The organism is Streptomyces sp. NPDC012474, from assembly GCF_042955185.1.
Taxonomy (GTDB): Bacteria; Actinomycetota; Actinomycetes; order Streptomycetales; family Streptomycetaceae; genus Streptomyces; species Streptomyces cahuitamycinicus.
Genome location: NZ_JBIBEP010000018.1, coordinates 178,283 through 191,117, shown reverse-complemented (window position 1 = coordinate 191,117; position 12,835 = coordinate 178,283). Strand labels below are relative to the sequence as shown.

At 68.4% G+C, this 12,835-nt stretch carries 12 protein-coding genes; 4 read left to right on the top strand and 8 right to left on the bottom strand.

What is annotated here, in order from left to right:
• The coding region (locus ACFY9S_RS32020; RefSeq protein WP_391135314.1) for a hypothetical protein at window positions 1-256 on the bottom strand (256 nt) is incomplete at its 3' end.
• A gap of 263 nt (window positions 257-519) precedes the next feature.
• On the opposite strand from ACFY9S_RS32020, the gene ACFY9S_RS32015 reads away from it, so the two are divergent.
• From ACFY9S_RS32015 to ACFY9S_RS32005, 3 genes are all read left to right on the top strand, one after another.
• A complete protein-coding gene (locus ACFY9S_RS32015) occupies window positions 520-1,098 on the top strand; it encodes a hypothetical protein (protein WP_391135311.1) in 579 nt (192 codons plus the stop codon).
• Window positions 1,099-1,538: 440 nt separating this feature from the next.
• Window positions 1,539-2,885, top strand: coding sequence for a jacalin-like lectin (locus ACFY9S_RS32010; protein ID WP_391135308.1), 1,347 nt, complete (start codon window positions 1,539-1,541; stop codon window positions 2,883-2,885).
• 453 nt (window positions 2,886-3,338) lie between these two features.
• A complete protein-coding gene (locus ACFY9S_RS32005) occupies window positions 3,339-5,072 on the top strand; it encodes a S8 family serine peptidase (protein ID WP_391135341.1) in 1,734 nt (577 codons plus the stop codon).
• 179 nt (window positions 5,073-5,251) lie between these two features.
• Here ACFY9S_RS32005 and ACFY9S_RS32000 read toward each other — a convergent pair whose 3' ends face one another.
• Entirely contained in the window at window positions 5,252-5,551 is a 300-nt protein-coding gene (locus tag ACFY9S_RS32000) for a hypothetical protein (protein ID WP_391135305.1), read from the bottom strand.
• A gap of 153 nt (window positions 5,552-5,704) precedes the next feature.
• On the opposite strand from ACFY9S_RS32000, the gene ACFY9S_RS31995 reads away from it, so the two are divergent.
• Window positions 5,705-6,229, top strand: a complete 525-nt coding sequence (locus ACFY9S_RS31995; RefSeq protein WP_391135302.1) for a LuxR C-terminal-related transcriptional regulator — start codon at window positions 5,705-5,707, stop codon at window positions 6,227-6,229.
• A gap of 31 nt (window positions 6,230-6,260) precedes the next feature.
• Here the strand turns inward: ACFY9S_RS31995 and ACFY9S_RS31990 are convergent, their stop codons facing one another.
• The 6 genes from ACFY9S_RS31990 to ACFY9S_RS31965 form a co-directional block, all read right to left on the bottom strand.
• Window positions 6,261-7,247 (bottom strand): DUF4872 domain-containing protein, encoded by a 987-nt coding sequence (locus tag ACFY9S_RS31990; protein WP_391135299.1) that lies wholly within the window; start codon window positions 7,245-7,247, stop codon window positions 6,261-6,263.
• A gap of 90 nt (window positions 7,248-7,337) precedes the next feature.
• Window positions 7,338-9,116 (bottom strand): carbamoyltransferase C-terminal domain-containing protein, encoded by a 1,779-nt coding sequence (locus ACFY9S_RS31985; RefSeq protein WP_391135296.1) that lies wholly within the window; start codon window positions 9,114-9,116, stop codon window positions 7,338-7,340.
• Between the two features lie 17 nt (window positions 9,117-9,133).
• Window positions 9,134-9,529, bottom strand: a complete 396-nt coding sequence (locus ACFY9S_RS31980) for a pentapeptide repeat-containing protein (protein WP_391135293.1) — start codon at window positions 9,527-9,529, stop codon at window positions 9,134-9,136.
• A 15-nt stretch (window positions 9,530-9,544) separates the two neighbouring features.
• A complete protein-coding gene (locus tag ACFY9S_RS31975) occupies window positions 9,545-10,582 on the bottom strand; it encodes a DUF4872 domain-containing protein (protein ID WP_391135290.1) in 1,038 nt (345 codons plus the stop codon).
• Window positions 10,583-10,586: 4 nt separating this feature from the next.
• Window positions 10,587-11,339 carry a DNA alkylation repair protein gene (locus ACFY9S_RS31970; protein ID WP_391135287.1) on the bottom strand — a complete coding sequence of 251 codons (753 nt, stop codon included), beginning with the start codon at window positions 11,337-11,339 and terminating at the stop codon, window positions 10,587-10,589.
• Entirely contained in the window at window positions 11,336-12,835 is a 1,500-nt protein-coding gene (locus ACFY9S_RS31965) for a radical SAM protein (RefSeq protein ID WP_391135284.1), read from the bottom strand. Before ACFY9S_RS31965 ends, ACFY9S_RS31970 begins: the two co-directional genes overlap by 4 nt.

The following is a 12,835-nucleotide window of genomic DNA, read 5'->3' as shown; positions in this document are numbered from 1 at the left end:
GGTGTCGGGTGGGTTTCACATGGATCCTCTCATCTTGTTCGTGCACGGCTGATGCGGGCCGCTGGTGCCGGCCCGCACACGTGTTTGACCTTATGGCATGTCCGCGCCCGATTTTTGGTATTTCTTTGATTTTGGAGGTGAGCAGGGGGAGGTCGAGCGTGCTACGCCGGGCGCGCAGTGCCAGCTTCATGTCCGCCAGGTCGGGGTGGGTGAGGGCGACGTCGCGGATGAGTTTGGAGGAGGAGGCACGGAACATGGCTTCGCCGTTACGGGTGGTGATAACGGGGCCGTGGTCGGGTGGTCGGGTCCGTTCGGTGGACCCACCGAGGCGACTCGAACTGGCCCCGGTTCGCAGACAATGCGTGAAGATCAGGCGTCGTGAGGTGGTCCCGGAGGGCGGCTTGATCTGGCCCCACTGGGAGGTGTTCAAATGGAGGCAGGCTATCCGGCTCCCAGCGAACGCAATCCCGTGAAACTGAATTCGCCAGCAGTGTCAACTGCCCGCCGGGGTCGACCCCCGTGCACCTGGCCTCGATCGGCGACGATCTCGCCCTCGGCTGGGAGACGGTGATGCCGACCGTGGCCGGGATCTCCGACCCGAAGATCGCGGTCTTCGGCGGAACCGGCTCCATCGGCCTGTACTGCGTCGACGTCGCGGTCCACTGTGCCGGCGCCCGCACCGTCTACTACGACGACGACCCGGTCAGGATGAAGGTCGCCGAGCAGCTCGGCGCCGAGGTTCACGACATCCACGGCAAGCGCGAAAAGGACTTCCACCTCGCCGTGGACGCCAGCTGCAACCCCGAACGGCTGCGCAAGGCACTGCTGTCGGTCATGCCCGAGGGCCACGTCAACAGCGTCGGCATCTACTTCGACGACGTCCAGCTCCCCATGCTCGCGCTGTACCAGCGCGGAGTCCACTTCCACAATGGCAAGGGCCGCGCGCGGCCGAACATGACGCCGGCCCTGGAGGCGGTGGCCGCGGGCGCCCTCCACCCGGAGCTGGTCACCAGCGGGATCTACGGCTGGGACGAGATCCCCGACGTGCTGACCTCCGGCCGCGCCGGCCACAAACCGGGCTTCGTGCTGGAGAAGTGAAAGGAGCCCCGACCGGACGGGGGAATCACGGCCGGGGCGGTGCAGGGGTGGGCGCGGAGGGCGGTCGCCTCTCGGCGAACGGCTCCACAGGGCTTCAGCCGAACGATCGTCCCTGTGGGCGAATGGTGAGGCCCGGGGACACTGTCCCATCCGCACCCACGGTTCGTTCAACGGGCAACCAGGTGCTGTTGTTCCGCACTCCGCTCCCGTCCGCGGTGATCCGTGCCACTCCCCCGAGCGCTCGGCTCCGGGAACCGGCGTCGGCCAACAACGCGCAGAACGGCTCCGGGGGCCGGGCCGGGCACGGATCACGGGCCTCCCGCGGGCCTGGTCCGGACCCGTCGGTCAAGATTCGGTCTCGCTTGCGCCAGCCAGGCACGGCAGCGGGTTACCACCGGTAAGTTCCGGCCCCCACCCCCCGTTGTCAGGAGTTCCGGTTCATGCGCCGACTTCTAGCCTCCATCGTGGTGGCGTCAGCCGCGATCGGCGGGTTCATCACGAACACGTCCCCCGCCGCTGCCGCCGACCCCGCGTCCGGATCCTTCAGCGTCCTCGCCTACAACGTCGCGGGCCTGCCGGAGAGCATCTCCAGCGCACCCACCCCCCGCAAACCCGCCACCACGGAAATCGGCCGGCGGATCGCGCCGTACGACGTGGTCAACGTCCAGGAGGACTTCAACTACCACGCCTTTCTCTACGCCGGCGACACTGCCCATGCCTACCGCACCCCCACCAGCGGGGGCGCGGGTATCGGCAGCGGTCTCAACACCCTGTCGAAGCTCCCGTACGACACCGACGACTTCGAGCGGGTGCGCTGGAAGTCCTGCCAGTTCGACTCCGGTGACTGCCTCACGCCCAAGGGGTTCACGTTCATCCGTCAGCGTCTCGCCGAGGGCGTGTACGTGGACTTCTACAACCTGCACACCAACGCCGGCACGAACCCCGGCGACCTGGCCTCGCGGGCGGACAACCTCAACCAGCTGACGGCTTTCATCAAGACCCACTCGGCCGGGAACGCGGTCGTCGTCATGGGCGACACCAACACCCGCTACACGCGCTCCGGCGACACCATCGCCGAGTTCGCCGCCGCGAACGGTCTGACCGACCCCTGGGTCCAGCTCATCCGCGGCGGCACACCGCCCGCCAAGGGCAGCGACGCCCTGGTCTGCGATCAGACCGGCCCAACCGTGCCCAATACCTGCGAAGTCGTGGACAAGGTCCTGTACCGCGACAGCAAACTCGTGTCGCTCCACGCCACCTCCTACAACAACGAGCACTCCAGGTTCCTCACCGACGACGGGCTCATGCTGTCCGACCACGACCCGATCAAGGTGGACTTCTCCTGGTCGCGCGCCGCGGACTTCCAGCTCAGCGAACAGTTCGGCGGACCCCACGGCGACCACTACACCGACATCGACGCCGTACCCGCGGGCGCCCGCCCGGTCAGCCTCTCGCTGCGCAGCGGCACCCGCGTCGACGGCGTCGGCCTGACGCTCGGCAACGGCAAGGTCCTCAGTCACGGCGGAACCGGCGGCACGGCGTCATCTCTGGATCTGGGAAGCGGGGAGTACGTCGGTTCGGCCCAGTTGTGCCGGGGCCAGAAGGACGGCCGGACGCGGATCTTCTCCGCCAGGTTCACCACGAACCTCGGCAGGAGTCTGTCCGGCGGGACCACCACGTCCGACTGCGTGACGCGCACAGCGCCGTCGGGATGGCAGATCGCCGGGTTCCACGGGCGGGCCGGGGGCGAGGTCGACAAGCTGGGCTTCATCTACACGAAGCGCTGACGCGCTCCTCTGCCGACCGGCGCGAGCGCCTGCCCGCGGTCGGCGGCGACGGCCTCGCACCGGCTGTCGCCGCCGTCCGGCGGGAGGCTCCGTGCGGTGGGAGGCTCCGTGCGGTGGGGCAGAGCCGGCTTGTGGTGCCCGACACGCCTGCGGACCGCCGTGCTCACGAGGGCCGAAGGCCCCGGCGCTGTTCGGGACGTCGTGCCCCGCGTGTCCTTGATCAATCCGGAGCGGCGTCAACTACTTGTCCGAGTGGGGTGATTGACGCGCCGCCGACCCTTCCCTTGTCATGCCCTCATCTGAGATCTTGCGTCGACCCATTCAGCCCACGGCCCGGTCGGCGCCACCCCTTGCCCCGGGCTCTCGGAGGATCCTGTGACAACCCCCCGCATATCCCAGCGCCGTCTCAGACGGTCGCTGCTGTCCGTCGCCGCTGTCGGAGCCGCCCTCGCCCTGGCCACGCCCGCCGGCGCGGCCGACGTCGACACCGGCCTTCCGTCGGGCCCGGCCACGGCCCGCGCCACCACGCCCGCCCGGACCGCCGCCGGATGGGCCGCCGGCACCCGCTCCTACCTCGTCATCACCGCTCCCGGTGACACCTCGGCCGCACGCAACGCCGTGACGGCGAACGGCGGTTCGGTCTTCGCGCACTACGACGCGATCGGTGTGGTGGTCGCACACTCCTCCTCCTCCGGCTTCGCCACCGCGATGCGCTCCGTCGCGGGCGTGCAGAAGGTGGGCGCGACGCGCACCTCGGACGTTCCCGCGGACGCCTACTCCCCCACCCTGCCGGGTGCTCCCGCACAGTCGCCCACCACGCTCACCGAGACCGCGCGGTGGGACATGACCAGGATCAACGCCGACAAGGCCTGGGCCGTCAGCACCGGCTCGCCTGCCGTCACGGTGGGTGTTCTCGACACCGGAGTGGACGAACGGCACCAGGACATCGCACCCAACTTCGACGCGGCGGACTCCGTCTCCTGCGCCTACGGCAAGGCCGACACCCGCGCCGGCGCCTGGCGTGACGTCGGCACCCACGGCACACACGTCGCGGGAACCGTCGCGGCCGCGAAGAACGGCAAGGGAGTGGTCGGCGTCGCGCCGGGCGTGAAGATCGCCTCCGTGCGCATCGCCGAGCCGAGCAGCAGCCTGTTCTTCGCCGAGAACACCATCTGCGGGTTCATGTGGGCCGGTGACCGCGGCTTCGACGTCACCAACAACAGCTACTACACCGACCCGTGGATGTTCAACTGCCCCGACGATCCCGACCAGGCCGCCATCATCGAGGGTGTGCGCCGGGCGCAGGAGTACGCGGAAGGCAAGGGCTCGCTCCAGGTCGCCGCAGCGGGCAACTCCAACTACGACCTGGCGAACAAGCGCACCGACAGTTCGAGCCCGAACGACTCCACCCCCGTCAACCGCACCATCACGAACGCCTGCGTCGACATCCCGACGGAACTTCCGGGCGTCGTGACCGTCGCGGCGATGGGCAACGGGAACATCAAGGCGTCCTACTCCAACTTCGGCCGGGATGTCATCGACGTAGCGGCCCCGGGCGGTGACGGCTCCTCCGGCGTCTACTCCACGCTCCCCGGCGGCAAGTACGGGAACATGAACGGCACCTCGATGGCCTCACCGCATGTGGCCGGTGTCGCCGCGCTGCTGAAGAGTGCAGACCCGGCCGCCACCCCCGCCGACCTCCGCGCCCGGCTGGGAGTCCAGGCCACGGACACGGCGTGCCCGTCCGACAGCCGCTGCACCGGCACCACTGCCAAGAACGCCTTCTTCGGGGAGGGCCAGGTCGACGCGCTGAAGGCCGTCGGTGGCACCGGGCCGCAGCCCGGCCGCTACTTCGAGAACACCACCGACGTCACCGTCGCCGACAACGCCACGGTCGACTCACCGATCACCGTGACCGGCGTGACGGGCAACGCCCCGGCCGCACTGAAGGTCGGCGTGGACGTCAAGCACACGTACCGCGGCGACCTGGTGCTGTCCCTCGTGGCCCCCGACGGATCGGTCTACTCCCTCGAGGACTTCGCCAACGGCGACGGCGCGGACAACGTGGTCAAGACGTACACCGTCGACGCCTCGTCGGAGACCGCGTCCGGTACATGGAAACTGCGCGTCCGCGACATCGCCTCGCAGGACACCGGGCGGATCGACGCCTGGAACCTCACCTTCTAGCAGCTGCGTCGCACCGGGCGGGTACGCGCCTCGCGGCCGGGCGGCGGGCGCGCCCGGCCGCGAGGCCGACCGCGTTCGTGCGTCACCGGGTACCTGCCCGGGACAGGCTGTGCCGAAGGGCCGGCAGGGCGGTAGGGCCGCCCTGGCCTGTGTGGTCCGGCTCGTGGTCGGAGCGCACGTCAGGGCGTGTCCCCGGAGTGGTGGAAGCGCCAGCTCACCCCCGGACCGGGTGTGCGGGACCCGCCGGGCAACGGCTCGTACAGTGCCCGGCCGCCGGGGAACCGTCCCAGCTCGGTGGGCAGAGCCGCTCCTTCGTCGATCTCCTCCGCCCGCCAACTCGTGATGTCCAGCAGCAGTCCGTCCAGCGGCCCGCCCACCAGTTCGGCGTATGTGCGCCCGCGGCGTGGGCCCGGGTCGGGGTCGTCGTGGTCGTGGCCGTAGACCCGGCCGCGCAGCAACTGCTCGTCATCACGGTCCATGCGTTCACCCTCGCAGCCACCACTGACAGTGCCCGGTTCTCAGGACCGGGAGGGCGCGGCTCGAGCGATCGCCGCGCCCCCCCCCGGCTGCGTCAGCGAACGATCGCGCTGCGCCCCCACGTCAGTCCGCTGAAGGCGACCAGCACCCTGCGCATGCCGCACGTCAACGGCCTGGAGGCCACCGCTCAGATCACCACGGCCCATCCGGACGTCGCGGTCCTCGTCCTGACCATGGACGAGGACGACGATTCGGTCTTCGCCGCCCTGCGCGTCGGCGCGCGGGGCTACCTGCTCAAGGAAGCGGACGGCGCCGACGTCCACCGCGCCCTGCTCGGTGTCGCCCGCGGCGAAGCGGTCTTCGGCCCCCGGATCGCCCAGCGCGTCCTGTCCCACTTCTCCGTGCCGCCCGCCGCTCGATCTCCCCTCCCCTTCCCTCACCTCACCGACCGGGAACGAGAGACGCTCGACCTGATCTCCCGCGGCCTGGACAACGCCTCCATCGCCCGCCGCCTGAGCCTCTCCGAGAAGACCATCCGCAACCGGGTCAGCGACGTTCTGGCCAAACTGCACGCCCGGTCACGCACCGAGGCGGCGGCCCTGGCGCGGGACGCGGGCCTGGGACATCCCCGGAGCTCCACGCCCGCCCCGCGCTCGAGTACCGGCGGGTCACCGTCGTGAAGCACACGGCGAACAGGGGTCCGGGCCCCGGTCAGCTCGACAGTTCCATGAGGCGGTGCATCAAGCGCTGTTCCTTGTCGGCTGCCTCATGCACGATCTTCGACGCGCTGTGGAGGGCTTCCCGCGACGACGCTTCTCCCGCCTCTTTCAGAAGTCCGGCCACCTCGGTCCACCTTTTCGACACCTCACGGTAGGCGTCCGAGATCTCCTGGAACTCGCCGGTTCCGGTGATTTCGGCGGTCTCCGCCAGGAATTCCGCCCACATCATGCGGAACAGGCCACCACCGGTCCCGGCATCCTCCATGATCGTGCAGATCTCGGGAAGGCTGTCGGCGGGAGAGTCGAGGTCGTCGAGCCACTGCGGCATCAGGTCGGCGACTTTGTGCATGCCTTTGAATCCGAAGTTGGAGATCGGCGGATTCAAGAACTTTTCCGCCGCCGATTTGATGCCTTTACGGGCGGCTTCACCCAGGTCGGGAAGGCCGCCCTTCGGGATATCCATCGTGAAGGCGCGATTGCGTGAACTCATCGGCCCCCGGGCGTTTCGCGCGGTCGCGAGGGATTCGCCGGAGGCCCATTGCAGACCGAGCGGCTGCGTCTCGACCAGGGCGAAACGGTCGTCGTCGTACCCGACGCAGGCTGCATAGTGGGCCGCGAACCGGAAGTCGTCGGTGGAGTAGTCGAGGAAGTAGCGGTCGAGCTTGAGGCCGACGACGGTTCCGGAATCGAGCTCGGCCAGCAGGTGTTCCCGCGCCCGGTTCACCGACGACGTCTCGTGCACGGACAGGCGCAGGTTCAGCGCAGTCGCGAGGTTTTCGGACAGTGTGTCGGGCTTGATGCGGCCACCGACGAACGGTGTCGGCATCTGCTTCGTCCGCCAGTAGATGAATGACAAACCACCGGCGAGCCCGAAGACGAGTGACTCCGACAAGTCGATCTCTCGCTGCCGCAACAAGTTGACGAGGGTGGTCGACTCGCAGTGGTTACCGACGTACGGATCTTCCTCTAAAAGCGACACTTGTTCTTGTCTCCCTTCCTTCGCGTAGAGCGTAGCGCAACCGCCCGAAGTACGATTGCGGGCGCCCAGATCAGGGAGGCGTCCACTCGTTCAGATTCGCGAAACCAGGAAGTTGCCGAGGAACAAATGATCCATCTCCGTCTTGAGGAAGCAGGACAGAGCATCCGCGGGCGAGCAGACGATGGGTTCGCCGGCGACGTTGAACGAGGTGTTGATCAGGCAGGGAATCCCGGTCAGTTCCGTGAACTCACGCAGGAGTTCGGCGAGCAGCGGATTGCTCTGCTCGGTGACCGTCTGGATCCGCGAGGTGGCGTCGACGTGACAGGCGCCCTGGATCTTGTCCCGGTACTCGGGGCGCACCGGAACCACGAAGGTCATGTAGGGAGAGGACGTCTTCTTGCCGAGCTCGAAGACGTCGGCCGCGAGGTGCTCCAGGATCACGGGGGCGAAGGGCCGGAACTGCTCGCGGTGCTTGATGCGTTCGTTGATGATGTCCTTGATGTCGGGGAACCTCGGGTTGGCGAGGATGCTGCGGTTGCCCAGGGCGCGCGGCCCGTACTCCATACGCCCCTGGAACCACCCGATGACACACCGCTCCCGCATCAGGTGTGCGGCCTCCCGCGGCACGTCCGCAGGGTCCAGCTCTCGCCAGACGACCTGGTCGGCGTACTGCTTCAGGGCCGCCTGGATCTCCTGGGCGTCGTAACTCGGGCCCAGGTAGGGCGATGTGCTGATCCGGGGCGGTGTGCCGGACCGGCCGCTGGCGAACAGTGCGGCCCCGATGGCCACGCCGACGTCGCTGGCGCCGAAGCTGACGTCCATTGCGGTGAAGCGTGAACGCTCCAGCAGTTTGCTGTTGTTGACGCAGTTCAGGGCCAGTCCACCCTCGAAGATCACGCGGGGGAGGTCACTGCGGGTTTCGAGCGTCCGGATCTGGCCGGCGGTCACCGTTTCGAGCATGTGCTGTGCCGCACTGGCCACGCGTACGCGGTAGTCGAATTCTTCCCGGCATTCGGCGTCTCCGCCGAAGATACGGTCGAAGAGTTCGTAGTAGGCGGGGACCGCGTTCGCCGGGTAGGGAATCCGGTAGGTGCCGTCGGGGCGCATCTCCACGACGTGCTCCAGGAACGGGTTCGGCTCGGGCGGCGCGCCATAGCCGGCCAGCCCCATCACCTTGTACTCGTCGTTGTTCGGGACGAATCCGAGGTAGCGCGTCACCACGGAGAAGAGCATCGCCAGGGAATGCCGCGAGTCGATGGTCATGTCGTCAAAGATCTTCACCTCGCCGTCGCGCACCTCGCCCATGATCGACGACAGCCATTCGGCGCGGCCGTCGCTGACGAGGAACGCGGCGTCCCCGCCGCCCGACAGGTGGTATCCCGTCATCAGATGGGCCATGTGGTGCGGGACCCGGACCAGCTTCTCCGGGGCCGGCCTGTGACCGGTGTGCTCAAGGAAGTCGGCTTCGGTCGCGGCCTCGCTGAACATCGCCGCATGGGTCTCCGCCAGACGCTCGAGGCGCGCGAACTTCTGCTCGACGGTCGCTGCGCGGTCCTCGGTGATCTCGACGATCATCTTGTTCACCACGTCCTGGGAGAACTGCCAGGAGAAGGCGAACGTGTCGACGTCGTCGAAGGATATCCCGGCCGATTCCAGGCACCAGCGCATCGCGTTGGCCGGGAAGCTCGATGTCTTCTTCTCCCGGTTGAGCCGTTCCTCCTCGACGGCGGCGACCAGTTCCCCGTCGATGACGAGGGCGGCGGACGAGTCATGGCCGTACAACAGGTGACGGTCGATGCCGGTGGCGCGAAAGAGGCGTCCGAAGATTTCCGCAGACTTGCCGAATCCGTTGTAGCCCAGAACGATCATTTGAGGAGCTCCTTTCGCTATGGCCAGATCGTGAGGTAGTCCGAGATCACGGCGGACCGCCGGAAGCCCGGGTCGAGGACCGCGCCGGTCAGATCGGCACCGCTGAGGTCCGCGCCGTCCAGGTTCGCTCCCACGAGGCGGCAGCCGTTCAGCTCGGCCAGGATGAGGTACGCCTCGCACAGGTCGGCGCCTTCGAGATTCGCGCCCCTCAGGTCGGCGGAGATCAGGTACGACTCGGTCAGCACCGCGTCGGTGAAGTCCGCGTCGGCCAGCTCCGCGCCCTGCAGGTCGGCGCCGTGCAGCACCGCCTTGCGCAGGTCGGGCCGGAAGGGGCCCTGCGACCGGCGCCGGCGGGCATGCTCGTTCCATCGTGCCGGGCCCTGGATCAGTACGGTCTCGTCCTCGGTGGGCATGTCTCGACCTCGCGTCTACACAGTGGTGAGGGCGGTGAGCGCCCGCTTCTCGACGTCCATCGCGGACCGCGCCGTGTCCGCCACCGCGTCCACGAGCGATGTGAGATCGTCGCGCCCGGTGGCGGTCCCGGCGGCCAGCAGTGCGGATCCCAGCTTCGACCAGAGCCGGCCGCTGTCCAGGAACTGCTCTGCCGCATCGGCGTAGCGGGCCTCGCCGGTGGTGTCGGCGACCCTGTTCAGGTAGCGGCCGATCATCGGCCGGAACAGTCCGCCGCCGGTGCCGAAGGACTCGATCTGCCGTCCCAGGTGCAGCAGTTGACGCGCCAGCGCGTCGGTCCGCACCACGCGCCCGGCCAGGTCCACGTCCTCGACCTCGCCGTGTTTGGACTCCGGCCAGGACGCCGCCGTCGTCGCCAGCAGCTTCATCCCGGGTATGCCGAGATTCCGGCTGCCCGGCTTGAGGACCTCGCGGCACAGGGTGCGAACCGCCACGGGACCGACGCGGTCCAGCTGCGGAGTGCGCCGCGGCGCGCCGAAGACGTACACCTTCCAGTCCGGGTTCAGCGGCGGCGAGTCGCGGCTGGACCGTGCCGCCTGCAACTCGGCCGCGCTCACCGAGGCGGGTTCGTCGAACGCCGGGTCCGACACCTCGAAGGCATCGGCCCCGAGCGGGCGGACGACGTTGACGAAGTACCCGCCGAAGGAGGTACGCCCCTGAAGACCCCAGTACGGAAGCAGGCCGAGGTCCACCCGGGTCATGACGGCCGGCGCCGACTCCAGCAGCTTGGCCAGACCCGCACCGGACCTCGGTGTGTGGGTGGCGACCTCGACGCCCATCAGCCGTGCCGCCCGGAGGGGCATGATCGCCTGCTTGCCGACGACGATGTCCGGCGCGTTGCCGTTCGCCGGGAAGAACGAGAACCCGAAACCCCCGTCCAGCCCGAACACGATCTCCTCGTCCACGTCGTATCCGCCGGCCGCGAGAACGGCGCGTTGGCAGGCCGACTCGCAGTGGAGGCCCCGCCGGTGGACGTAGCGGCCGGTCGCACTCATCGCGTCACCCCTGTCCCAGTTCCATCAAGGACCGCCGCAGCCGCGGGTCCATCTTCTCCACCGCGTACCGGAACGTGTCGCGGGGCATCTCGGTGTGCCAGGTGCGCAGGAACTCGGCCACCTCGTCGGGATGGACCCCGGCGGTGACCTTGAGCAGCCAGCCCGAGCCCTTCTGCACGTAGACGTCGTCGTCGTGCATCAGCCGGACGCAGTTGTCGAAGACGTGCGACAAGGGCAGCTCGAAGACCGTACGGCCCACGGTGCGCCGGACGAACTTCACGACGGCCACGTTCGCCGCGCGCCTGGCCCACGACGAGGACGAGGCGACCCAGTCACGCGTCCGCGGGATCAGCTCCAGGTGCCCGAGGAAGAACGGGTACAGCAGCTTCAGGCACATGTCGTCGCACTGCGCCCAGTTGGACACGTACGTCTGCAACCAGTGCTCGCAGCGGTCCGGCAACTCGGCACCGAGTCCGGTCCTGGCGACCTTGTGCAGGACCGCGAAGCCCAGCAGCACCTCCTCGTGGTACTCGGCGCGCGCCAGCACCTCCTCCGCCAGGAGCAGCCGCGTCGCCGCGGGAGTGTCGCGCCGCTCGCGGAAGTAGCCGTCGGCGATCTCGACGACCGCGGCATTCGCGACCCCGAGCGCCCGGATCTCATGCGGGAAGTACCGCTGCATGCGGACCGCGAAGTCCGGGTCGGCCCGGGCCGCGAGGGTCTTCGCGAGTTCGTCCGCGGCGGATGGAACATGGATCACGGGGTGCCGATCGTGAGTTTCAGCGGCTGGGCCGGGAGCGGCTTCGGCGCACGTTCCAGCCGGGGCTTGCCTTGCATGACGTACTCGTACTCCTGTTGCATGTCGGCCACGGCCTGGATGGTCTCCTTCGAACGGTCCGTCAGGTTCTGTCCGCCCAGGCCCCACCACAGGTACCAGTTCTTGTGGCTCAGATAGGCGTTGCGGACGAAGTCCAGCGTGTCCCCGTCGGCGAGGATCGCCGGCTCCACGTAGAAGGCGGGGACGAACGTGCCCTGGCCCTCGCGCAGGATCCCGGCCTTGTACGCCTGGCGCTGGAGTTTGGTGCCGCTCAGGATCCGGATGCCGAGGTTGGCGTAGATCTGGGCCGGGTTGAGGTACCGCTCGGTGAAGCGGATCGACTCCCTGAGTGCCTGCGGGGTCTCCCCCGGCCCGCCGAGGAAGATGCAGTGGGTGTGCTCGATCGGGCTGGCCGTGAACAGGCGGTCTATCTCCAGGACCCGGGCCATGTCGAAGCCCTTCATCAGGTCCGCCAGGGCCTCGTCGGTGAGTGCGTCGGTGCCGAGGTCCACCCGGATGCAGCCGGCCGCGTGCAGCAGCTTCACGAACTCCGGCGTGACGGCGTTCGGCGTCAGCTGGCAGTACCAGGGGACGTCGACCTTGGCGCGGATCATCTCTTCGCAGACCTCTGCGGCGTACTCCATCGGGTAGTTGAAGGTCGCGTCGACGATCTCAAACTCCCGGACGGCGGGGTTCTCCGCCATGGCCCGCTGGATCTCTCCGACGACCTCGGCCGGGTCCTTGAACCGGTCGCCCTTGCCCTCGGTCTTGCGGATGATGCAGTAGGAGCAGAACAGTTTGCAGCCCCGTTTGGTCTGCAGCGTCTCGATGGCCGGCTGGTGGTCGCGGGTGAGGTCGGAGGCCGCCGAGACGCCCTCCTCGAAGTACCTGGGGTCGTACACGGACCGGTCGGGCTCCAGCGCGCCCAGGTCGAACGCCTGACTCGACTGGTTCTGGCAGAACTTGCCGTCGTCGTCGAGGTAGCAGAGCCCCGAGATCGACTCCAGGCGCCCGCCGGACTCCAGGTAGTCCAGCAGCTGGACGATGCCTGCCTCGCCCTCACCCGCGATGCCGTAGTCCGGCTGGGCGTACTCGAAGAACGACAACGGCTCGACGGAGAAGCCGGACCCGCCGAGGACGACCTTGGCGCTGGTGTACTTGCGGACGCACTGGACGATCTTCTCGGTCATCGGGCCGAAGAAGACCGGGTCGATGAACGTCAGGTTGTCCAGGTTGCGTACGGCGACGCCGACGACGTCGTACGTCCCGGTGGTCAGCTTCTCCCGGACGGCCTTGAGCTCCCGGGACTCCCAGAGCAGGTCCAGGACGTCGACGTGGTGCCCGGCGTGCTTGAGCGCGGCGCTGATGTAGGCCATGCCGATGGGCAGCGCCGGCCGCGGTACCCGGATCTTGTTGGTGGAGATGAGCAGTACGCGCAT

Bases quoted from the DNA above. Each gene is read 5' to 3' on its own strand.
- ACFY9S_RS32010 (WP_391135308.1), top strand. From the start codon at position 1,539: ATGCGCCGACTTCTAGCCTCCATCGTGGTGGCGTCAGCCGCGATCGGC.
- ACFY9S_RS32000 (WP_391135305.1), bottom strand. From the start codon at position 5,551: ATGGACCGTGATGACGAGCAGTTGCTGCGCGGCCGGGTCTACGGCCAC.
- ACFY9S_RS31995 (WP_391135302.1), top strand. From the start codon at position 5,705: ATGCCGCACGTCAACGGCCTGGAGGCCACCGCTCAGATCACCACGGCC.
- ACFY9S_RS31985 (WP_391135296.1), bottom strand. From the start codon at position 9,116: ATGATCGTTCTGGGCTACAACGGATTCGGCAAGTCTGCGGAAATCTTC.
- ACFY9S_RS31980 (WP_391135293.1), bottom strand. From the start codon at position 9,529: ATGCCCACCGAGGACGAGACCGTACTGATCCAGGGCCCGGCACGATGG.
- ACFY9S_RS31975 (WP_391135290.1), bottom strand. From the start codon at position 10,582: ATGAGTGCGACCGGCCGCTACGTCCACCGGCGGGGCCTCCACTGCGAG.
- ACFY9S_RS31965 (WP_391135284.1), bottom strand. From the start codon at position 12,835: ATGCGCGTACTGCTCATCTCCACCAACAAGATCCGGGTACCGCGGCCG.